Below are 21010 nucleotides of genomic sequence, written 5' to 3'. Positions count from 1 at the left end.
CCCACCCTCGGACGCCCGCGGCCCGCACCCACCCCCACCAGCGGCGTCCTCGCATCGCGGAGCGCCTCCGTACAATCGGTCCCACTGTGTCTGACTCCCTCAACGCTCCCGAAACCCCCCAGCCCGCCGGTGCGGCGGACCCCGGCGTCTCCGTCCGGCACACCCGGGCCAAGGGTGAGCCGCGGTTCCCGGACGGGCCGAAGGCCGACCCCGCCGGGTCGCACTTCGAGCGGCGCATCCGCAGCTTCCAGCCGCGCCGCAGCCGGGTCACCGCCGGACAGGCCGACGCCCTGCAGCGGCTGTGGCCCCAGTGGGGGCTGGACATCGACGGGCAGCGCACCCTCGATCTGACCGAGCTGTTCGGCAACGACCACCCCGTCGTGCTGGAGATCGGCTTCGGCATGGGTGAGGCCACCGCGCAGATGGCCGCCGCCGACCCCGGCACCAACATCCTCGCCGTGGACGTGCACACCCCCGGCCAGGGCAACCTGCTGAACCTCGCCGACCACCACGGCCTGTCCAACATCCGCGTCGGCAACGGCGACGCGATCATCCTGCTGCGCGAGATGCTCACCCCCGACGCGCTGGACGGCCTGCGCGTCTTCTTCCCGGACCCGTGGCCCAAGAAGCGGCACCACAAGCGCCGGCTGATCCAGCCGGAGTTCCTCACCCTCGCCGCGACCCGGCTGAGGCCCGGGGCGATCCTGCACTGCGCCACCGACTGGGAGCCCTACGCGGAGCAGATGCTCGAGGTGCTCACCGCGCACCCCGACTTCGAGAACACCCAGCCGGACAGCGGCTTCGCCCCGCGCCCCGCGTTCCGGCCGCTGACCCGCTTCGAGGGCCAGGGCCTGGACAAGGGCCACGTCGTGAACGACCTGCTCTTTCGCCGCGTACCGCATCCGCGGAGCGACTCGGACCCGCGCTGACGCAGCCGTCAACGTCGCGGGCGGCGCCCTCCCTCGTTAGGGTCAATGCCGTGGCCACGAGTCCCCCGTATCCGACCTACCCCAGCGGCCCCGGCGACGGTGCGCTCCATCACCCGCACTGGTGGCAGCGCAGAGGGGTGCGGTACGGCGCGCTCATCACGCTGCTCGCCCTGTCCGGTCTGGTCATCCTCGCGCTGGTGCGCGAGCAGACCGGCACCGAGGGCTTCCTGGTCGGGCTGGGGCTCGCCGTCTTCCCGGTACCGCTGCTGACCGCCGCCTTCCGCTGGCTGGACCGGGTCGAGCCCGGCCCCTGGCGGAACCTGCTGTTCTCCTTCGCCTGGGGCGCCTGCGCGGCTGCGCTGATAGCGATCGTCGCCAACAGCTTCGCGACGAAGTGGATAGCGACGGCGACCGCGGACCCGGCCGGCGCGGACACCCTCGGCGCCACGGTGATAGCGCCGATCGTGGAGGAGTCGGCGAAGGCCGCCGCCGTCCTGCTCGTCTTCCTCTTCCGCAGACGCGACTTCACCGGGCTCGTCGACGGCGTGGTGATAGCGGGTGTCACCGCCACCGGCTTCGCGTTCACCGAGAACATCCTCTACCTCGGCACCGCCTTCGGCACCGACCAGCTCACCGGCGGCCGGGGCATCGCCTCCGTCACCGCGGCGACCTTCTTCGTCCGCGTGATCATGTCGCCGTTCGCGCATCCGCTGTTCACCACCATGACCGGTATCGGCTTCGGCATCGCCGCGCTGTACGGCGAGGGCCGGCGCCTGCGCCGGGTCCTGCTCCCGCTGGGCGGGCTGCTGCTGGCCATGTGCATGCACGCTCTGTGGAACGGCTCGGCGTCCTTCGGTCCGTTCGGCTTCTTCGCCGTGTACGGCGGCTTCATGATGCCCGCGTTCGGGCTGCTGACCTGGCTGGTGATCTGGACCCGGCAGCGGGGGCTGCGCACGATCCGCGAGGAGCTGCCCGCCTATGTCGCCGCGGGCTGGCTCGCGCCCGCCGAGCCGTTCGCGCTCGGCTCGATGCGGGCGCGCCGCATGGCGCGCGAGTACGCCGCGCACCACCTGGGCAAGCCGGGGGCGAAGGAGGTCGGGCGCTACGAGGCGTACGCGACGTCCCTGGCGTTCCTGCGGCACCGGGGCCGCCGCGGCCGCGCCGGCGCCGACTTCGTCGTACGCGAGAGGGAGCTGCTGAACGAGCTGTGGCGGCTGCGGGAGCGGGCCCGGCCGGCGCTGGAGTACGCGGCCCGGGCGGCCGCGCCCCCGGTGCCGGTGATGCTGCCGTGGCCCGCGCACCCGTGGCAGGCCCCCGGGGCGGCGCGGCCGCACCTGCCGTACGCCGGGCACGCGGGGTACGGCGCCCATCCGGCGTACCCGGGCTACCCGGCGTACAACCCCTACCGCTCGTAGAGACGGGCGCCGGGGCATCGGAAGGCTCCGGTCAGAGCGGTCATGTCCTGTTGCAACGCGCCTCGGACCTGATCGACCGTTCCGCACGCGGATCGACCGGAGGTGCGAACACCGCGGCACACGGAAACCGGCAGCCCTGACGTCGGGGGGTTTGCCGTCAGGACCGCCGGGGTTCTGGAGCGGGCCGTGGTGTCAGGGGGTGAGGCCCTTGTCCTGCAGCCACGCCATCGGGTCGATGCCGGAGGCCTGCCCGTCGGGGTGCACCTCCAGGTGCAGGTGCGGGCCGGTGACGTTGCCGGTGGCGCCGACGCGGCCGATGACGTCACCGGTGGCGACCTTCTGCCCGACGCTGACGCTGATCGACGACTGGTGGCAGAACCACAGCTCGGTGCCGTCGTCGAGGGTGAGGATCGTGCGGTAGCCGTAGGAGCCGGCCCAGCCCGCTTCGGTGATGGTGCCGGTGTGGACGGCCTTGATCAGCGTGCCGGTGGGGGCGGCGAAGTCCAGGCCGGTGTGGTAGCCGGAGGACCACATCGAGCCGGCCTGCCCGAAGCGGGAGGTGAGGGTGTAGGAGGAGGTCGGCAGCGCGTACTGCTTGGCCAGTTCGGCCAGGCGCTCGGCCTCGGCCTTCTTCTTCGCCTCCGCCTCCGCCTTCTCCTTCGCGGCGGCGGCCTTGGCGGCGGCCTCCTGCTCGGCCTTGGCGGCGTCCTCGGCGGCCTGCTTGGCCACGGCGGCCTGGGCGGCGGCCTGCGCCTTGACGTCGACCTGCACCTGCTGCGACTCGGCCTGGGCCATGATCCGGTTGCGCAGCGCCTCACCGGCGTCGGAGGTGCCCTGCGCGGTGTCGGCGGAGCTGACGATGTCGCTCAGCGGGGTGGCGGAGCCCTGGGGCGCGGCGTCCTCGTGGTCGGAGATCAGTGAGCCGACCGAGGGCAGGTCGGGCATGGAGATGGAGACCGGCGGCTTGCCGGTCTGCGCGCTGGCCATGCCGCCCGCGCCGACGGCGGCGATGACGCCGACGCCGAGGACGGTGGAGCTGCGGGCGAGTCCGCCGCGCTGCTTGGCGACGCGGTGCCGGCCGCGGACGGGACGGACGGACTCCTCAGTGGGGTTCCACTCCTCCCAAGGGCCCTCGTCGGTGCGGTGGCCGCCGTAGACGAGGGTCTCGGGGCCCTGCTGGCTCGGCACGAACGGGGCTGTCGGGGCAGGCCGGTTGGACGCCACGCGGGCGTACTCCTTTCCTTCCGTTCGCCTACCGGGTTAGCTGACGGGTTCGGAGCAGGAAGGTCTCCTACGCGCGTATACCGGCCGTCGTCGACGGCGGCTGACGCGAGATTCACCCCAAGGTGGTGGTTCCCCGGTTCCCTACGGGATTCGGCGCGTGAGCACGGAGCCGTCTCTTGTGACGGCTGGGACGACCGCGCTGCGTTATCGAACGTTAATAGACCCGGCGGCATGATTCCAAGCCGTTCGTCTTGATCATTAACATTCTCGGCCTGGACTTTCACGCCACGACCGGTGCAAAAGGGGCGACTTGACCGCCCCTCAGGCGTCACGTCCAAAACCTCTTTTTGGTGATGGTGCGTCAATTGTTATGCACAGGGCGGTCATCCACTCACCCACCGTGACCTTCACGGCCGGCGGACGGCCAGCAGCGCCATGTCGTCCGCCATGCCGCCCCCCGAGTGCCGGCGCACATCCTTCGCGACCGCGGCGAGCAGGGCGCCGGGCGCGGTGACGACACGTCCGGCGAGCCGCGTCTCGACGTCGTAGAAGCGGCCATGGCGGTCGCGGCTCTCGGAGAGGCCGTCGGTGTACAGCAGCAGCGTGGCACCGCCGGGGAAGACGACCTCCTCGGCGCGGTCCGGCGACGGGCCCAGCTCGCCCATGCCGAGCGGCAGCGCGTGTTCGGCGGGCAGCAGCGCGCGCAGGGTGCCGTCGGCGTGCAGCAGCACCGGCGGCGGATGACCGCGGTTGAGGACGCGGACGACACCGTCGCCGTGCGGGAGTTCGGCGAGAACGGCGGTGGTGAACCCCTCGAAGGCGTCGAGCCCGTCGCGCCGGGCGCCCTCGCGGGCCAGCGCCCGCTCCAGCCGCTGGGCGACCGCCTCCAGGGTGGCCTCCTGCTCGGCGGCCTCCCGGAACGCCCCGATGACCACGGCCACGGCCGCCACCGCGCCCATGCCCTTGCCGCGCACGTCCCCGACGATCAGGCGGACGCCGTACGGGCTGTCCTGGACGGCGTACAGATCACCGCCGATGAAGGCGTCGGCGCGCGCGGCCTCGTAGCAGGCGGCGATCTGGAACCCGCCGATCTCTTCGGCGGGTTCGGGCAGTACAGCGCGCTGGGCGGCCTCGGCGACCTCGCGCGCGGAGGCGAGCTGCTCGCTGCTGCGGCGCGCGAGGGCGTTGATCAGGACGGCCAGGACGGCGACCGTGGCGACGGTCACCAGCTCGGTGACGGCGTCGGTGTGCCAGACGATGCCGATCGTCAGATGCAGCCCGAGCACGACGACGACGGCGGCGAGCCCGGTGAGCACGGTGCCGCGGCGGCTGTAGAGCGGGGCGGCGACCAGGGGCGCGGCGGTGAAGAAGGGGACCGCCGTGAAGTCGGACGGGGTGCAGTAGTCGTAGACCGCGCCGGCGGCGATGAGCAGCGCCGGCAGGATCCGTACGAAGGTGCGCGCGAGGGAGATCCTCCGGCCCTCCCCGGGCCGCGGTTCCCCACCGTCGCCGGGGACGGGCCCCGGCCCGGGCTCGGGCACGAAGGCATCGGGCAGCCGCAGGGCGGACCGGGAGCCGGGGTCGAGGGCCGGGGCCCCCGGTCCGTCGGCAGGGGGATCGGAGGCGCATCCGCGGGCGGCGGATCCCGTCCCGGCACCGGGAACCCATCCGTCGGCCAGAGAGCCCGCCCCGGCCTCCGGAACACGACCGCCGGCCCGTGGGCCAGCCCCGGCCTCGGGAACGCGCCTGCCGGTCCGGGGGTACGGCCCGTCGTCCGTCACGTCTCCAGGCCGCACCGCTCGTCTCCCACCGTCCCTGTCCGCCGTCGTCCCGCCCGTCCAGGCTTGCCGGTGCGGGCGCGAGCGGCGAGCGGTGAGGGCCGACCGGATGACACCGGGCGCCGGCGAGCCCCGGCGGCGTGCAGCCGGGGGCGGCGAGCCGGCCGGGGGCGGACGGGCCGGCGGCGTGCAGCCGGAAGACGGCGAGCCCCAGCGACGGACAGCCGGGGCGGGCGGCGAGCCCAGCAGTGGAATGCCGGAGGGCTGCGGCCCCAGCGACGGACAGCCGGGGCGGCCCGGTGTCCGACTGCCGAGGGCCGGGCGGCGCCGGGCCCAGCGGCAGAGCGGGCCGAGTGGCAGAGCGGGCCGAGTGGAGAGCGGGCCGAGTGGCAGAAACGAGGCCCACGCGCCGGTCGTGACGTAAAAAACCGAGGGCCGGAAACCTTTCGGCTTCCGGCCCTCGGCCTTCAGTAGCGGGGACAGGATTTGAACCTGCGACCTCTGGGTTATGAGCCCAGCGAGCTACCGAGCTGCTCCACCCCGCGTCGTTGTGTCTCCAGTGTACGTCATCCGCGGGGCCCCCGACGACCACGTTCCTTCGCCACCCCCCGTGCCGCCGCCGAGGCCACCTCCCGTGCCCCCGCAGAGGCCACCCCCCGTGCCACCGCAGAAGCCCCCCCGGCCCCCCGCCGAGGTCAGCCCGCGCTCCGTTCCGCCAGCTCGGCCAGCGGCAGCGTGTGCTGGGTCTGCAGGGCCTTGGCGCGCAGGTAGCGCACGTTGTGCGGGGTGGAGAAGACGCCGGTCGGCACCCGGTCGCGGACGTCGAGCCCCAGGGTGCGCAGCTGGCCGGCCTTGTCCGGGTTGTTGGACAGCAGATCCAGCGACCCGATCCCGAGGGCGGTGAGCATCTGCGCGGCGGCGGTGTAGTCGCGGGCGTCCTCGGGCAGCCCGAGGGCGGCGTTGGCGGCGTAGGTGTCCAGGCCCTGGTCCTGGAGGGCGTAGGCGTCGAGCTTGTTGTAGAGGCCGATGCCGCGCCCTTCCTGACGCAGGTAGAGCAGGACGCCGCCGCGGTCGGCGATGCGTTCGACGGCCTCCCGCAACTGGGGGCCGCAGTCGCAGCGGGCGGAGCCGAAGACGTCACCGGTCAGGCACTCGGAGTGCAGCCGGACGAGCGGGACCGGGCCCGGCTCGCCGAGGACGACGGCCACGTGCTCCTGGCCGTCGGTCAGGCCGTGGAAGGTGACCAGTTCGGCGTCGGCGCGGTAGCCGTCGGCGAAGTGCAGCGGGACCCGGACGCGGGCGCGCGGGGTGGCGGCGGGGACAACGGGGATGTCGGCCATGCGGATGCTCCGGGTTCCGTCCGTCTGCTTCAGATTTGAAGCAGAAGCTCAGACCGGACCCTACTCCTGCTTGAAACTTGAAGCAATACGCCGTCTCGGGGACCCGCCGGGTATGCCGTGACTCACCCGCACGACGGCCCGGACCGCCGGCGCCAGGGCACGTCCTCCGCCTCCGCCCCCTCGAGCGCCCGCGCGATCCCCGCGCAGATCTCCTCCAGCTGTCCGACCTGCTCCGCGCCGAGGTGGTCGAACAGCGCGGTCCGGACCGTCTCCACATGGCCGGGGGCCGCGCGCTCGACATGGGCCAGCCCCTCACCGGTCAGGACGGCGATGCTCCCCCGCTTGTCCGACGGGCAGCTCTCGCGCGCCACCAGCCCGTCCTTCTCCAGCCGCGTCACCGCGTACGTCAGCCGGCTGCGGGTGATCTTCAGCGCCTCCGCGAGATCGGTCATCCGCAGCCGCCGCCCGGGCGCCTCGGACAGAGTGGCCAGGATGGAGTAGTACAGATGCGGCATGCCCGCGTCCTGCTGGAGCTGCCGGTCCAGCGCGTCCTCCAGGAGGTGCGTGGCCGCGAGCCAGGCGCGCCAGGCGCGCTGCTCGTCGGGGGAGAGCCAGCGGGTCGTCATGCCGCCAGTGTAGGTTTGTTTAAAAGTTGAACCAAGCCGTGTCCGCCACCTCACCCGCCGGGGAGCGCGATGCCCCACCCGTACGTCCTGCTGTCCGCGGCCGTCTCCCTCGACGGCTTCCTGGACGACACCGGCCCCGACCGGCTGCTGCTGTCCGGTCCGGCCGACTTCGACCGCGTCGACGAGGTCCGCGCGTCCGTCGACGCGATCCTCATCGGCGCCGGCACCCTGCGCGCCGACAACCCGCGGCTGCTGGTCAACTCGCCCGAGCGGCGGGCGGCCCGCGTGGCGGCCGGCCTCGCGGAGTACCCCCTGAAGGTCACCGTCTCCGCCTCCGGCGACCTGGACCCGGCGGCCCACTTCTGGCACACCGGCGGCGAGAAGATCCTCTACACGACGCGGGCAGGCGCCGAACGGGCGAGCCGGGCCGGCATCCGCGCGGACATCGTCGCCCTCGGCGACGACCTGGACTGGCCCTCCCTCCTCGGCCATCTGCACGACGCCCGGGGCGTGCGGCGCCTGATGGTCGAGGGCGGCGGCACGATCCACACCCAGCTGCTCCAGCAGCAGCTGGCGGACGAACTCCAGCTGGTCCTGTCCCCGCTCCTCGTCGGCGACCCCGGCGCCCCCCGCCTCTTCGGGCCGGGCGCCTACCAGAAGGGCCGTCTGCGCCTGCTGCAGACGCGGCAGATCGAGGACGTCGTCCTCATGCGCTACGCGCCCACCGCCCCCGGCACGGGTACCGGCGCCGCCCCCGCCGACCGCCACTGGCTGCGCCTGGCGTGCGAGCTGGCGGAGCGCTGCCCGCCGTCCGCCACGGCGTTCAGCGTCGGCGCGGTGGTCGTCGCGGCCGACGGCACCGAACTGGCCCGCGGCCACTCCCGCGAGGCCGGTGACCCCACGGTGCACGCCGAGGAAGCGGCCCTCGCGAAGATCCCGTCGGACGATGCCCGCCTGCCCACCGCCACGGTGTACTCCAGCCTGGAGCCCTGCACCCGGCGCGCCTCCCGCCCCCGTCCCTGCGCCCAGCTGATCCTCGGCGCGGGCGTACGCCGCGTGGTGACGGCCTGGCGCGAGCCGGACACCTTCGTCCCGTCCGCCGACGGCACCGGCACGCTGACGGCGGCGGGCGTGGACGTGGTGCTGCTCCCGGAGTTCGAATCCGCGGCCCGGGAACCGAACCGTCATCTGCTGCCCTGACCCGACAACGCCCGGACACGACAGCGCCCGGACCGGCGGGAACCGGTCCGGGCGCTGAGGGGCGGGTGGAGGGGGAAACCCTCCGCCGCGTGCGTAGGCCCTGTGGGACTCGAACCCACAACCAATGGATTAAAAGTCCACTGCTCTGCCAATTGAGCTAAGGGCCCTGGCGATGTTGCCTCCCCGAGCATAGCGGGACGAGCCCGCGTCGCCGATCGGGTATCGCCGACGCGGCCGCGTCGGACGGCCGGCCGGGGCCGGAAGTGTCGGCTGTGGACCGGTTCGCGACGGTCGGCGGGGTGCGGAAAGGCCCGCACGACCGAAGTCGTACGGGCCTTCACCTCAGGGCTGCGACGGCGTCAGCGGTGCTGCGGCACCGTCAGCCGTTGCGCTTCCAGCGCGGCTTGTCGTCGCGGCGGCCGAAGCTGGAGGAGCCGCCACGGTGGTCGTCACGACGGCCGTTCGGGCGCTCGTGGCCGCCGGTGCGGAAGCCCGGGCGGTCGTCGCGGCGGTCGCGGTTGAACGGGCGGTCGTTGCCACGGTGGCCGCCACGCTCGTCGCGGCGGAAGCCGCCACGGTCGTCACGGCGCTCGAAGGTACGGCCGCCACGGTCGCGGTCGAACGGACGACGCTCGTCACGGCGGAACCCGCCACGCTCGTCGTCGCGACGGAAGCCACCGCGGTCGTCGTCACGGCGGAAGCCGCCACGGTCACCACGGTCACCGCGCTCGCTCCGCTCGCCGTCACGGCGCTCGAAGGTACGGCCACCGCGGTCGCGGTCGAACGGACGACGCTCGTCACGGCGGAACCCGCCACGCTCGTCGTCACGGCGGAAGCCGCCACGGTCACCGCGCTCGCCGTCCCGGCGGTCGAAACCGCGCTCGCGGTCCCGGCGGTCGAAGGAACGGCGGTCATCGCGGTCCTGCGGACGGCGGTCGTCCCGGCGGAAGCCACCGCGGTCACCACGGTCGCCGTCCCGGCGCTCGCGGCGCTCGTACGGCGCGGCCGCCGGACGCTCGGCGCGCTCGGCACGGTCCACGTCCTCGGCAGCCGGCTGCTCCGGCACCGACACCTCGGCCACGACCTGCGCCGCGGCGGCCTCGACGGCGGCGGCCGGGTCCTCGCCCCGCTCGCGCGCCACCCGGGCGACCAGGCGGTCGGCCTCCTCGCGCAGCTCGGTCGCACGCCGCTGGGCGCGCTCGAGCTCCTTGGTGAGCTGGGCGACCTCACGCTCGGCCTGGGTCGCGGCGTTGCCCGCGGACTCGGCCTGGACCTCGGTCATGGAACGGGCGCCGGTGATCTCGGCGACCTCCGGCTCGAAGGTGCCGGCGCTCTGGATGATGTGGCGCGCGGCGTCCACGCCGGCGTCCTCCATCAGGCGGAAGATCTGGCGGCGCTGGTGCGGCAGGGACAGCGAGACGACCGTGCCGGTGCGGCCCGCACGCGCGGTACGGCCCGCACGGTGCAGGTAGTCCTTGTGGTCGCCGGCCGGGTCGACGTTCAGCACCAGGTCGATGCCGTCGACGTGGATGCCGCGGGCGGCGACGTCGGTGGCGACCAGGCAGTTGACGTAGCCGTCCTTGAAGTCGGCCAGGGTCCGGGTGCGGGCGCCCTGGGTCATGCCGCCGTGCAGCGCGTCGGCCTTCACGCCGGCGTCCCGCAGCTGCTCGGCGATGCGGTCGGCGCCGAGCTGGGTGCGCACGAAGATGATGGTGCGGCCCTTGCGGGAGGCGATCGCGGCGGTGACCGGCGCCTTGTCCTTGGGCTTCACGATCAGGATGTGGTGCGACATGGTCGTGACGTTGCCCTGGGCGCTGTCGACCTCGTGCGTGACCGGGTCGCTCAGGTAGCGCTTGACCAGCGTGGAGATCTCGTTCTCCATCGTGGCCGAGAACAGCATCCGCTGGCCGCCGGCCGGGATCTGGTCGAGCAGCTCGGTGACCTCGGGCAGGAAGCCCAGGTCGGACATCTGGTCGGCCTCGTCGAGGACGGCGACCTCGACGTTCTCCAGGGAGCAGGCGCCGCGGTTGATGATGTCGCGCAGGCGGCCCGGGGTGGCGACGAGGACGTCGACGCCGCGCTCCAGGGCGTAGATCTGGTTGCCCATCGACGTACCGCCGCAGACGACCTTCATCTTGAGGCCGAGGACGTCACCGTACGGCTGGAGGGCGTCCGCGACCTGCATCGCGAGCTCACGGGTCGGGGTGAGGATGACGGCGCGCGGCTTGTGCTTCTCGGTGCGGCCGCCGGCGAGGCGGGCCAGGGTCGGCAGACCGAAGGAGAGGGTCTTGCCGGAGCCGGTGCGGCCCCGGCCGAGGATGTCCTTGCCCTCCAGGGCGTCCGGGATGGTCGCGGCCTGGATCGGGAAGGGGGTGGTCACGCCGTTCTGCGCGAGCTTGCGCACGACGCCCTCGGGCAGACCGAGGTCGGCGAAGGTGATCTCGGGGGTGGTGTCCTGAGGGGTGTCCTGGGAGACGTTGTCCTCGGACACGACGGCGTGATCAGTACTGGCGATGGACATGCGAATGCGAAACCTTCCGGAGTCTCGTCGGCACGCGCCCGTCAACTCCGTGAATCGCACACGACCGCCTCGATGCGGTCCGCCACGGCAAGGGAGAGTACGCGCCACACGGCGCGCTTCTGCGTTGGCGCCGGGCAAATGGGATCAAACGATCTACCACCATACGCACCTCGAGCCCCCCAAGGCAAACCGCGCGGATGAGCCGCTGGTCACACCGGGGACCCGGAAACCGGGCCCGCGCCGGCGACCGGAGCCCGGCTCGCACCGGCGACCGGTAGCCCGGCCCGCACCGGGTCGCCGGCAGGCCGGCCCGCACCGGTGACCGCGGCTCACACCGGCGCCCCGGCCTGCGGCGCCGGCTCGCGCTGCATCAGCTGCGGCCCGGTCTCCTCGTGCGCGGACGAGGAGGGCTGCGGGGACGGCGCCTCGGAGGTGGCGGGCGGCTGGGACGGCTCCTGGGTGGGCTCCGGGTCGGGCACGGTGTGCGTGGCGGTCGGCTGCGCCTGGGTGGGCGACGACTCGGGCGGGCGCTGCGGCCGGGGCGCGGCCGAGGGCCGGCCGCTCACCGCCGGCGCCGAAGTGCCCGTGGGCGCGGCCGACGCGGAGGCGCCGGCGTCGGCCGCCCCGTGGCCGTCCTTGGCGTCACCGTGCCCGTGCCCGTGGGCGTCCCGGCCGGCCCCGGCGCCGCCCGCGCCGCCCCCGGACACCGCGGCGCCCCCGTCGGGCCCCTCACCGCCCCGCGCCCCCGCCGAGTGCGACGGCCTGGCCTGGCTTCCGTCCTCGTCCCCCACGCTCATGCAGCCGGCGGCCGCGGCCACGGCGATGAGCGTGGCGGCCAGGCGGACGGGTACGTACAAGGGGCGCACGGGCAGCCACCTCCGGGATGAGGGAGAGTCGACGTGCCCAACTCCCGCCGCCCGCAAGAGGACACGCCCGCGCCCCTGCCGTCCGGGGCGCGCGGGTGCCGGGGGGGGAACCCGTGAACGAGTCGCCGCGGGGCCTGCCGACGGGCTGCCCGCGCGCGGGGCACCCGGCAGCGAGCCGGCGCGGGACCTACCCGTACCCCAGGCTGTGCAGCCGCGCGTCGTCGATGCCGAAGTGGTGGGCGATCTCGTGCACGACGGTGATCTCGACCTCCTTCACGACCTCCGCCCGGTTCTCGCAGAACCGCAGCGTCGGACCCCGGTAGACGGTGATCCGGTCCGGCAGCACTCCGGCGTACCACTCCCCGCGGTCGGTCAGCGGGGTGCCCTCGTACAGCCCGAGCAGCTCGGGATCGTCCGCCGGCGGTTCGTCCTCGACGAACACCGCCACGTTGTCCATCAGCCGCGTCAGCTCCGGCGGGATCCGGTCGAGCGCCTCGGCGACCAGTTCCTCGAACTCCTCGCGCGTCATCTCCAGCACTCCGCCATTGTCCGGTACGACGCCCTCCCGCGACCGCCGTACGGCGCCGCATATCCGTACGCGCGCCTGGGCATACGGCACCAATGGTCCGCGTCCTCGCCGCAGCCCGACACCGCTCGGAACGACCCCGCCCGGCCCCGCTCACCCTGGATGACCGGCCCTCCCCCTGGCTGCGCGCCTGCGGCATGACCGCGGTCGTCCTGCTCGGCGCCTGGCTGGGCCTGCTGGTCGTCGGCGACGTCCGGGCGCCCGTCGGCCCGATGGACACGACCATGACGCTGCGCCCTTCCCTGAGCGGCGGCACGAAGATCAACGTCTCGCCGCTGGGCGCGCTGCACCTGGACAGTCACATCGCCCCGGTCCGTCTGGACGTGAACGTCGACCAGCTCGACCCGGACCGCGCCCAGGCCCTGGTCGATCATCCCGAGCGCATCTCCGGGCTCCAGGACGAGGTCGCCCGGGACGTCGAGCACGGCACGCTCGACCTGGCGCTGCGCTCCTGCGTGGCCGTCGTCATCGGCGCGACGGCCCTCGGACTCGCGGTCTACCGCCGCCCGCGGCGCGCCCTGACCGCCGGCGGCCTCGCGCTCGCCCTCCTGACCGCGTGCGGAGTGACGGCGTACGCGACCTGGAACCCCAAGTCCGTCCTGGAGCCGAAGTTCTCGGGCCTGCTCTCCTCCGCGCCCTCGCTGGTGGGCAACGCGCGCAACATCGTGACGGAATTCGACGTCTACCAGAAGGAATTGGCCCGCCTGGTCACCAACGTGACCAAGCTGTACGACGTCACCTCCACGCTCCCCGCCTACCAGCCCGACCCGACGACCATCCGCGTCCTGCACGTCTCCGACATCCATCTCAACCCGGCGAGCTGGAAGATCATCGGCTCACTGGTCCAGCAGTACCGGGTCGACGTGATCGTCGACTCCGGCGACACCATGGACCACGGCACGGCGGCGGAGAACGGCTTCCTGGACCCGGTCCAGGACCTCGGCGCGCCCTACGTGTGGGTCCGGGGCAACCACGACTCGACGACGACACAGCGCTACCTGGAACGCATGAGGAACGTCCACGTCCTGGACGACGGCCGGGCCGTGTCCGTCGCGGGCCTGCGCTTCGCCGGAACCGGCGATCCGCAGTACACCCCCGACCGATCGGTCGAGCCCGGCGGCGACGCGGCGGAGGAACTGGCGGGCGCGCGCCTGGCCTCCGCGCTGCGCGACCAGAAGGCCAAGGGGACGCCGGTGGACATCGCGATCGCCCATGAACCGGTCGCGGCCCGCCAGACGGACGGGGAGGTGCCGCTGGTCCTGGCCGGTCACATCCACCACGAGGCGACCGAGCTGCTTCCCTACGGCACGCGGCTGCGCGTCGAGGGCTCCACGGGCGGCAGCGGTCTGCGCGCGGTGGAGGGAAAGCATCCGGACCCGATCGAGGCGTCGATCCTCTACCTGGACCGTGACACCCACCGCCTGCAGGCCTGGGACGAGATCGAACTGGGCGGGCTCGGACTGACGACGGCCGAGGTCAGCCGTCACCTGCCGAAGGAGAACCAGCCGGGCGGCTCACCCTCCCCGTCCTCCCCGTCACCCTCCGCCCCGTCCTCCCCGGCGTCCCCCGCCCCGTCGTCGCCGTCGCCCACCCGCCGCTGAAACCGTTTTGGCGATACCCCCCGCCATCCCATATGCTTCTCACGTCCCCGACGCGCTGAGAAGCGCCCAGGCGGGCCGATAGCCCTCATCGTCTAGCGGCCTAGGACGCCGCCCTTTCAAGGCGGTAGCACGGGTTCGAATCCCGTTGGGGGCACGCAGTATCGTGTGCGACACTGTCTTAGGCGTCAGCCGAGGACAAGCGCAGACACCACTTGGTCCTGTGGAGCAGTTTGGAGTGCTCGCCACCCTGTCAAGGTGGAGGCCGCGGGTTCAAATCCCGTCAGGACCGCTGAGGTTTCACGTGAAACCTCGTGGCTGGGTAGCTCAGTTGGTACGAGCGATCGCCTGAAAAGCGATAGGTCGCCGGTTCGACCCCGGCCCCAGCCACAACCGCCCTTTCAGGGCCTAACACCCCCTCCGGGATTCCGGAGGGGGTGTTCTCGTTGGGATCAGCGGGTCTCGGTGTAGCCCGCGACCAGCGTGGAGCGCAGCGGGCAGGTGACCGACGACGTCTTGCCGAGGGCGACCCACGGGCCGTGCACGGTGACCAGCACGTCGTGGATGAAGGGACCGGTGCCGCGGTCCTGGTCGCAGACCGCCTTGGCGCGGTGCTCGCTGGCCTTCTTCGTGCCGACGCTGGTGATGACGTAGCAGTGCGACGTCACCTTCTTGCGCGGGATGGACGTCGCCGTCTTGTCGCACTTGTAGAAGTGGGCGGTGGCGGCCTGGGCCTGGCCGGCGCCGAGGCCCGTGAACGCGAGCGCGCCGACGGCCGGCAGCACGGCGAGGGCGGCAGCGCGCTTCCACTGGGTGAACGTGGTCATGAGTACTCCCCGATTTCGGCCGCTCAGCAGACCTGCCCAGGGGTGCGGGCAGGCGAGAGCGGTCCCTGGTGGGTGGGTGGTGCCCCATCGGGGGTCGAGAGTGCCCAGGGAGCCACGCGCGGCCTGTGGCCTGCGCCGATGACGGATCCCCGCGTCCCCCGTGGAGCGGTCGCGATCAACATAAAGGTCCGGTCACTGGTTGATCAACTTCTGGCCACGTGACCCTGTCCACACCCGCCGGCGTCGCCCGCCCGGCGCCCGGAGCAAATCGTTCGCCAGTCTTTTGGGCGAGGTGAGATCCTGGATCGCGTATGTCTACGCACCCTGCCCCCGCCCTCGGCGCCCTCGCGCCCCGTCTGACCGAGCTGTCCCTGCGCGACGCGCACCGGCTCGGCCGCCGGCTCGAAGGCGCGCGCAAGATCCGCAAGCCGGAGGCCCGCGCCGCCGTCCTCGCCGAGATCGAGGCCGAGGTCGGCAAGGCCGAGGAGCGGATGAGCGCCCGCCGCGCACGCGTGCCCGCGATCACCTACCCCGAGCAGCTGCCCGTCAGCCAGAAGAAGGACGACATCGCGGCCGCCATCCGCGACCACCAGGTCGTCATCGTCGCCGGTGAGACGGGTTCCGGTAAGACCACGCAGATCCCGAAGATCTGTCTGGAGCTGGGCCGGGGCGTGCGCGGCATGATCGGGCACACCCAGCCTCGGCGGATCGCCGCCCGCACCGTCGCCGAGCGGGTCGCGGACGAGCTGAAGACCCCCCTCGGTGAGGCCGTCGGCTGGAAGGTCCGCTTCACCGACCAGGTGAACCCGGACGCCACCTTCATCAAGCTGATGACGGACGGCATCCTGCTCGCCGAGATCCAGACCGACCGCGAGCTGCGCGCGTACGACACGATCATCATCGACGAGGCCCACGAGCGGTCCCTGAACATCGACTTCCTGCTCGGCTACCTCGCCCAGCTGCTGCCGAAGCGCCCCGACCTCAAGGTCGTCATCACCTCGGCCACCATCGACCCCGAGCGGTTCTCCCGGCACTTCGGCGACGCCCCGATCATCGAGGTCAGCGGCCGGACGTATCCGGTGGAGGTGCGTTACCGCCCGCTGCTCGAGGAGGACGGCGACGACTCCGACCGCGACCAGATCACCGCGATCACCGACGCCGTCGAGGAGCTGATGGCGGAGGGCAAGGGCGACATCCTCGTCTTCCTCTCCGGTGAGCGGGAGATCCGGGACACCGCGGACGCGCTCACGAAGAAGCAGTACCGGTTCACGGAGATCCTGCCGCTGTACGCCCGGCTCTCGCACGCCGAGCAGCACCGGGTCTTCCAGCCGCACACCGGGCGCAGGATCGTTCTGGCGACCAACGTGGCCGAGACGTCCCTGACCGTCCCCGGCATCAAGTACGTCATCGACCCCGGCTTCGCCCGGATCAGCCGCTACAGCCACCGCACCAAGGTCCAGCGGCTGCCGATCGAGCCGGTCTCGCAGGCCAGCGCCAACCAGCGCAAGGGCCGGTGCGGCCGTACCTCGGACGGTATCTGCATCCGCCTGTACAGCGAGGAGGACTTCGAGGCCCGCCCGGAGTTCACCGACGCGGAGATCCTGCGCACCAACCTGGCCTCCGTCATCCTGCAGATGACCGCCGCCGGCCTCGGCGACATCGAGAAGTTCCCCTTCATCGATCCGCCGGACCACCGCAACATCCGCGACGGTGTCCAGCTCCTCCAGGAACTGCACGCCCTGGACCCGGACCAGAAGGACCCGCGCAAGCGCCTGACCGACACCGGGCGCAAGCTCGCCCAGCTGCCCGTCGACCCGCGCCTGGCCCGGATGGTGCTGGAGGCCGACAAGAACGGCTGCGTCCGCGAGGTCATGGTCATAGCGGCGGCGCTGTCCATCCAGGACCCCCGTGAGCGCCCCGCCGACAAACAGGCCCAGGCCGACCAGCAGCACGCCCGCTTCAAGGACGAGACCAGCGACTTCCTCGCCTACCTGAACCTGTGGCGGTACATCCGCGAGCAGCAGAAGGAACGCGGCTCCAGCTCCTTCCGCCGTATGTGCAAGCAGGAGTACCTGAACTTCCTGCGCATCCGCGAATGGCAGGACATCTACACCCAGCTGCGCACGGTCGCCAAGCAGATGGGCATCCACGTCAACGAGGACGACGCGCCCGCCGACCGCGTCCATGTCTCCCTCCTCGCCGGCCTGCTGTCCCACATCGGGATGAAGGACGTCAAGGACGGCAACAAGAACGAGTACCTGGGCGCCCGGAGCGCCAAGTTCGCGATCTTCCCGGGGTCGGCGCTGTTCAAGAAGCAGCCGCGCTTCCTGATGTCCGCGGAGCTGGTCGAGACGTCCCGGCTGTGGGCCCGGGTCAACGCGAAGATCGAACCGGAGTGGGTGGAGCCGCTCGCCGGCCACCTGATCAAGCGGACGTACAGCGAACCGCACTGGGAGAAGGACCAGGCCGCCGTGATGGCGTACGAGAAGGTCACGCTGTACGGCGTGCCGATCGTCGCCCAGCGCAAGGTGAACTACGGCCGGATCGACCCGGAGGTCAGCCGCGAGCTGTTCATCCGCAACGCGCTGGTGGAGGGCGACTGGCGCACCCACCACAAGTTCTTCTCCGACAACCGCAGGCTCCTCAGCGAGGTCGAGGAGCTGGAGCACCGGGCCCGCCGCCGCGACATCGTCGTGGACGACGAGACGCTGTTCGACTTCTACGAGCAGCGGGTGCCCGAACATGTCGTCTCCGGCGCGCACTTCGACTCCTGGTGGAAGCGCAAGCGGCAGGAGCAGCCGGAGTTCCTGGACTTCGAGCGGGAGATGCTCATCCGGGAGTCGGCGGAGGCGGTCACCAAGGCCGACTATCCGGACTCCTGGCGGCAGGGTGAGCTGAAGTTCCGGGTGACGTACCAGTTCGAGCCGGGCGCGGACGCGGACGGTGTGACCGTGCACATCCCGCTCCAGGTGCTCAACCAGGTCACCGACGAGGGCTTCGACTGGCAGATCCCGGGCCTCAGGGAGGAGCTGGTCACCGAGCTGATCCGGTCCCTGCCCAAGCCGATCCGCCGTCACTACGTGCCCGCGCCGAACCACGCGAAGGCGTTCCTGCAGAAGGCGACGCCCCTTCAGGAGCCGCTGACCACGACGATGGCCCGTGAGCTGAAGCGTGCGGTCGGCGTTCCCCTCGAGGCGGAGGACTTCGACTGGTCGAGGGTCCCCGACCATCTGAAGATCACGTTCCGGATCGTCGACGAGCGGCGCCGCAAGCTGGCCGAGGACAAGGACCTCGAGGCGCTCAAGCTCCAGCTGAAGCCGAAGGCCCGCAAGGCCCTCTCGCAGGCCGCGGCGGCGACCGTCTCCCGGCAGGGCGGGGAGGCGCTGGAGCGCAAGGGGCTGACGGACTGGACGATCGGCTCGCTCACCCCCGTCTTCGAGACCCGCCGCGCCGGCCAGCCCGTGAAGGCGTACCCGGCGCTGGTGGACGACGGCGACACGGTCTCCGTGCGCCTCTTCGACACGGAGGCGGAGCAGGCGGAGGCGATGTGGAAGGGCACACGCCGGCTGATCCTGCGCAACATCCCGGTCAACCCGGCGAAGTTCGCGTCCGAGAAGCTGACGAACGCCCAGAAGCTCGCGCTGTCGGCGAACCCGCACGGCTCGATCCAGGCGCTGTTCGACGACTGCGCGATGGCGGCGGCGGACAAGCTGATCGCGGACTTCGGCGGTCCGGTGTGGGACGAGGAGTCCTACCGGAAGCTGTACGACAAGGTGCGCGCCGAGATCGTGGACACCACGGTGCGCACGGTGGGCCAGGTCCAGCAGGTGCTGGCCGCCTGGCAGGCCTGTGAGCGCCGGCTGAAGGGCCTGCGCAGCCCCGCGCTGCTGGCGAACCTGCAGGACGTGCGCAAGCAGCTGGACGCCCTGGTGAAGCCGGGCTTCGTGACGGCGACGGGGCTGCGGCGGCTGCCGGACCTGATGCGGTATCTGATCGCGGCGGACCGGCGGCTGCAGCAGATGCCGACGAACGTGCAGCGGGACACCACGCGCATGGAGAAGGTCCACGAGATGCAGGACGAGTACGCCTGGCTGCTGGAGCAGATGCCGCAGGGACGGCCGGTGCCGCAGGCGGTCCTGGACATCCGCTGGATGATCGAGGAGCTGCGGGTCAGCTACTTCGCCCATGCGCTGGGCACGGCGTATCCGGTCTCGGACAAGCGGATCGTGAAGGCGATCGACGCGGCCGTTCCGTAGCCGGGCCCGTACGGAGGGTGAGTTCGACCAGGGGGCTCACCCTCCTGTACAGTCCTTCTCGCAGCGCAGGAAAGACAAGCGCCGCAACACCTGGTCCTGTGGAGCAGTTTGGAGTGCTCGCCACCCTGTCAAGGTGGAGGCCGCGGGTTCAAATCCCGTCAGGACCGCATCAGCAGAAGGCCCGTCCCGCAAGGGGCGGGCCTTCTGCGTGTCTCGACGCACGGCCCCCATCGGCGCGCTCAGCCTCACCTCGGCACACGACCGCTCAACAAGGAGCACGGCTCCACCGACGCGCACTCTCCCCGGCCAGGCGCGCCGCGAGAAGCCTGCGGCCCCGGTCCGGCACAAACGGCCGAGAACCGCCCCCTGCGGCCGCCGGCCGCGGTCGCGGAGCTTCTGGCTCCTCTTGCTCCCGTACCCCCCGGCAGGGTCCCGCGGCCTTGACGGCGTCACATTCCGCCAGTACCCCAGAAACACGGACCCGTTCCCCGCGGGCTGACGGAGGTGGCGATGGCGGCATCGGCGAAGCACGAGACGCGGGCGCTGCTCCGGGCGCATCTGTCGGCCGCTTCGTCGTACCGGCATCTGACCCGCCACTGCCCGATCTGCCACCGCCTGCTGCTGCTGGCGCTGGCCACCGCTCCGCCGGCCCCGCCACCGGCCCGCGAGCCCGCGGAGGACGAATCCCCCGGCGAGGCGTGACGGCACACCCGCCCAACACCCGTACGCGCGTGGGACGCTGGAACCCGCGCCTCCATTAGCGCACGCCGGCGCCGGGCAACAAGGACAGAGGCATGTGACGGGAGTCACCGCATGAGTTTCCGGAGCCCCCGTTCTTACCCCGTCCCTACAACCCGTCAATTTAATATGTGCAATTGCACCTGCGTCAGGGCATCCCCGCAGAGTCCCACCGGAGTCCCACCAGACTCCGACAAGGGCACTCACAGACGCCCGCCAGGACGGGCACAGCGGGCTCCGCGCGCACAAAAAAGATCGCGCTGGACCCGGCGGAGTCCAGCGCGATCGACGACGCACCCGTGCGTTCCGTGTGGGCGAGGGGCCTGTTGGGGCAGTCCCCGCGTCGCTTGGAGCTGTGGTGTCCGGGCGGCCCGACAGGTTGGGGGACCTGCCGCTTCGCCCGCTATTCAGTTGTTCAGGCCTCGCTGCGCTGCTGCGGGATGCCCGCGAGCAGAGCGCGGACCTCGGCCTCGCGGTAGCGGCGGTGCCCGCCGAGCGTGCGGATCGACGTGAGCTTGCCGGCCTTCGCCCAGCGCGTGACCGTCTTCGGGTCGACGCGGAACATGGTGGCGACCTCAGCCGGGGTCAGCAGCGGCTCGGCATCAGGGGTGCGAGCGGTCATGAGCGGCCTCCTCGGGAGAACCGAACCTTCTCGGTTCTTTCCTCTAAATTCTGCACCTTGACCCGCGTTGCCCGAAATGGCGGACGCGAGTCGAGTCGGTTATAGGACGAACGGCTTGTCCTCGGCACTACAACTACACCATCTGTCCAGCCGCGTCGGCCAAACCGATGGAATTGCCCTCCCAGGTGTTCATCAGCGACGGAAGCCGATGGACCATGCCATAGCGGACAGTCACGCCACTGTGACGATCAGTCACAGTGGCGTCAGGAGATACCAGACCCCCCAAAGCGTGCAATGCTGAGATTCCGCCCACAGTGGAGCATAGTTGGGCGGACGGAGCCCTCCCCGGACTCCTTGTCCTATTTTGGCACGAGGGCGGGTAACGCGCGCAAGGGGCGTGTACGTGCGGTCTGTCACGTTTGACGCAAACGCCCGGATCGGGGCCTACGTCCCGTCAACTCGCGTAGTGCGGAGTCCGTCCGGT

15 protein-coding genes, 6 tRNA genes and 1 riboswitch are annotated in these 21010 nt (G+C 71.8%); of the genes, 10 read left to right on the top strand and 11 right to left on the bottom strand.

Going from position 1 to position 21010, the window contains the following annotated elements:
* Positions 1 to 86 precede the first annotated feature (86 nt).
* Entirely contained in the window at positions 87 to 929 is an 843-nt protein-coding gene (gene trmB, locus AB0E88_RS28610) for a tRNA (guanosine(46)-N7)-methyltransferase TrmB (protein WP_361636313.1), read from the top strand.
* Between the two features lie 50 nt (positions 930 to 979).
* Positions 980 to 2344 carry a PrsW family intramembrane metalloprotease gene (locus AB0E88_RS28605; RefSeq protein WP_361636310.1) on the top strand — a complete coding sequence of 455 codons (1365 nt, stop codon included), beginning with the start codon at positions 980 to 982 and terminating at the stop codon, positions 2342 to 2344.
* Positions 2345 to 2536: 192 nt separating this feature from the next.
* Here the strand turns inward: AB0E88_RS28605 and AB0E88_RS28600 are convergent, their stop codons facing one another.
* From AB0E88_RS28600 to AB0E88_RS28580, 5 genes are all read right to left on the bottom strand, one after another.
* Positions 2537 to 3568 (bottom strand): M23 family metallopeptidase, encoded by a 1032-nt coding sequence (locus AB0E88_RS28600; RefSeq protein WP_361636308.1) that lies wholly within the window; start codon positions 3566 to 3568, stop codon positions 2537 to 2539.
* Between the two features lie 11 nt (positions 3569 to 3579).
* Positions 3580 to 3734, bottom strand: a riboswitch (cyclic di-AMP (ydaO/yuaA leader).
* A gap of 241 nt (positions 3735 to 3975) precedes the next feature.
* Complete coding sequence (locus tag AB0E88_RS28595; protein WP_361636305.1) at positions 3976 to 5109, bottom strand: PP2C family protein-serine/threonine phosphatase; 1134 nt, start codon at positions 5107 to 5109, stop codon at positions 3976 to 3978.
* A 708-nt stretch (positions 5110 to 5817) separates the two neighbouring features.
* Positions 5818 to 5891, bottom strand: a tRNA-Met gene (locus AB0E88_RS28590).
* A gap of 150 nt (positions 5892 to 6041) precedes the next feature.
* Positions 6042 to 6686 carry a GTP cyclohydrolase II gene (gene ribA, locus AB0E88_RS28585; protein WP_361636302.1) on the bottom strand — a complete coding sequence of 215 codons (645 nt, stop codon included), beginning with the start codon at positions 6684 to 6686 and terminating at the stop codon, positions 6042 to 6044.
* A 122-nt stretch (positions 6687 to 6808) separates the two neighbouring features.
* Positions 6809 to 7312, bottom strand: coding sequence for a MarR family transcriptional regulator (locus AB0E88_RS28580; RefSeq protein ID WP_361636300.1), 504 nt, complete (start codon positions 7310 to 7312; stop codon positions 6809 to 6811).
* 69 nt (positions 7313 to 7381) lie between these two features.
* On the opposite strand from AB0E88_RS28580, the gene AB0E88_RS28575 reads away from it, so the two are divergent.
* Complete coding sequence (locus AB0E88_RS28575; protein WP_361636297.1) at positions 7382 to 8512, top strand: dihydrofolate reductase family protein; 1131 nt, start codon at positions 7382 to 7384, stop codon at positions 8510 to 8512.
* A gap of 94 nt (positions 8513 to 8606) precedes the next feature.
* Here the strand turns inward: AB0E88_RS28575 and AB0E88_RS28570 are convergent.
* The 4 genes from AB0E88_RS28570 to AB0E88_RS28555 all read right to left on the bottom strand — a co-directional run bounded on the left by AB0E88_RS28570 (position 8607) and on the right by AB0E88_RS28555 (position 12437).
* Positions 8607 to 8679 (bottom strand) — tRNA-Lys (locus tag AB0E88_RS28570).
* 212 nt (positions 8680 to 8891) lie between these two features.
* The gene (locus AB0E88_RS28565; protein ID WP_361636295.1) at positions 8892 to 11033 is read right to left on the bottom strand and encodes a DEAD/DEAH box helicase; all 2142 of its coding nucleotides are present in this window, start codon (positions 11031 to 11033) and stop codon (positions 8892 to 8894) included.
* A 329-nt stretch (positions 11034 to 11362) separates the two neighbouring features.
* Positions 11363 to 11899 carry a hypothetical protein gene (locus tag AB0E88_RS28560; RefSeq protein WP_361636292.1) on the bottom strand — a complete coding sequence of 179 codons (537 nt, stop codon included), beginning with the start codon at positions 11897 to 11899 and terminating at the stop codon, positions 11363 to 11365.
* A gap of 187 nt (positions 11900 to 12086) precedes the next feature.
* The gene (locus AB0E88_RS28555; RefSeq protein ID WP_361636289.1) at positions 12087 to 12437 is read right to left on the bottom strand and encodes a metallopeptidase family protein; all 351 of its coding nucleotides are present in this window, start codon (positions 12435 to 12437) and stop codon (positions 12087 to 12089) included.
* Between the two features lie 83 nt (positions 12438 to 12520).
* On the opposite strand from AB0E88_RS28555, the gene AB0E88_RS28550 reads away from it, so the two are divergent.
* From AB0E88_RS28550 to AB0E88_RS28535, 4 genes are all read left to right on the top strand, one after another.
* Positions 12521 to 14086, top strand: a complete 1566-nt coding sequence (locus AB0E88_RS28550; RefSeq protein WP_361636286.1) for a metallophosphoesterase — start codon at positions 12521 to 12523, stop codon at positions 14084 to 14086.
* Between the two features lie 81 nt (positions 14087 to 14167).
* Positions 14168 to 14240, top strand: a tRNA-Glu gene (locus AB0E88_RS28545).
* A gap of 60 nt (positions 14241 to 14300) precedes the next feature.
* Positions 14301 to 14375, top strand: a tRNA-Asp gene (locus AB0E88_RS28540).
* A gap of 24 nt (positions 14376 to 14399) precedes the next feature.
* Positions 14400 to 14473, top strand: a tRNA-Phe gene (locus AB0E88_RS28535).
* Positions 14474 to 14535: 62 nt separating this feature from the next.
* Here AB0E88_RS28535 and AB0E88_RS28530 read toward each other — a convergent pair.
* A complete protein-coding gene (locus AB0E88_RS28530) occupies positions 14536 to 14910 on the bottom strand; it encodes a hypothetical protein (protein WP_361636283.1) in 375 nt (124 codons plus the stop codon).
* 311 nt (positions 14911 to 15221) lie between these two features.
* On the opposite strand from AB0E88_RS28530, the gene hrpA reads away from it, so the two are divergent.
* From hrpA to AB0E88_RS28515, 3 genes are all read left to right on the top strand, one after another.
* A complete protein-coding gene (hrpA, locus tag AB0E88_RS28525; RefSeq protein ID WP_361636280.1) occupies positions 15222 to 19166 on the top strand; it encodes an ATP-dependent RNA helicase HrpA in 3945 nt (1314 codons plus the stop codon).
* Positions 19167 to 19258: 92 nt separating this feature from the next.
* A tRNA-Asp gene (locus AB0E88_RS28520) sits at positions 19259 to 19333 on the top strand.
* Positions 19334 to 19676: 343 nt separating this feature from the next.
* Positions 19677 to 19868 carry a DUF6274 family protein gene (locus AB0E88_RS28515; protein WP_361636277.1) on the top strand — a complete coding sequence of 64 codons (192 nt, stop codon included), beginning with the start codon at positions 19677 to 19679 and terminating at the stop codon, positions 19866 to 19868.
* Positions 19869 to 20319: 451 nt separating this feature from the next.
* Here the strand turns inward: AB0E88_RS28515 and bldC are convergent, their stop codons facing one another.
* Positions 20320 to 20526, bottom strand: a complete 207-nt coding sequence (gene bldC / locus AB0E88_RS28510) for a developmental transcriptional regulator BldC (protein WP_003949541.1) — start codon at positions 20524 to 20526, stop codon at positions 20320 to 20322.
* Positions 20527 to 21010 lie beyond the last annotated feature (484 nt).

Source organism: Streptomyces sp. NPDC028635 (assembly GCF_040637635.1).
GTDB lineage: Bacteria > Actinomycetota > Actinomycetes > Streptomycetales > Streptomycetaceae > Streptomyces.
The sequence above is the reverse complement of the archived record's forward strand: the minus strand, read 5'-3'. Positions and strand labels throughout refer to the sequence as shown.

Coding starts and splice junctions, on each gene's coding strand:
- ribA (WP_361636302.1), bottom strand. CDS start 6,686: ATGGCCGACATCCCCGTTGTCCCCGCCGCCACCCCGCGCGCCCGCGTC.
- AB0E88_RS28580 (WP_361636300.1), bottom strand. CDS start 7,312: ATGACGACCCGCTGGCTCTCCCCCGACGAGCAGCGCGCCTGGCGCGCC.
- AB0E88_RS28575 (WP_361636297.1), top strand. CDS start 7,382: ATGCCCCACCCGTACGTCCTGCTGTCCGCGGCCGTCTCCCTCGACGGC.
- AB0E88_RS28565 (WP_361636295.1), bottom strand. CDS start 11,033: ATGTCCATCGCCAGTACTGATCACGCCGTCGTGTCCGAGGACAACGTC.
- AB0E88_RS28550 (WP_361636286.1), top strand. CDS start 12,521: ATGGTCCGCGTCCTCGCCGCAGCCCGACACCGCTCGGAACGACCCCGC.
- AB0E88_RS28530 (WP_361636283.1), bottom strand. CDS start 14,910: ATGACCACGTTCACCCAGTGGAAGCGCGCTGCCGCCCTCGCCGTGCTG.
- hrpA (WP_361636280.1), top strand. CDS start 15,222: ATGTCTACGCACCCTGCCCCCGCCCTCGGCGCCCTCGCGCCCCGTCTG.
- AB0E88_RS28515 (WP_361636277.1), top strand. CDS start 19,677: ATGGCGGCATCGGCGAAGCACGAGACGCGGGCGCTGCTCCGGGCGCAT.
- bldC (WP_003949541.1), bottom strand. CDS start 20,526: ATGACCGCTCGCACCCCTGATGCCGAGCCGCTGCTGACCCCGGCTGAG.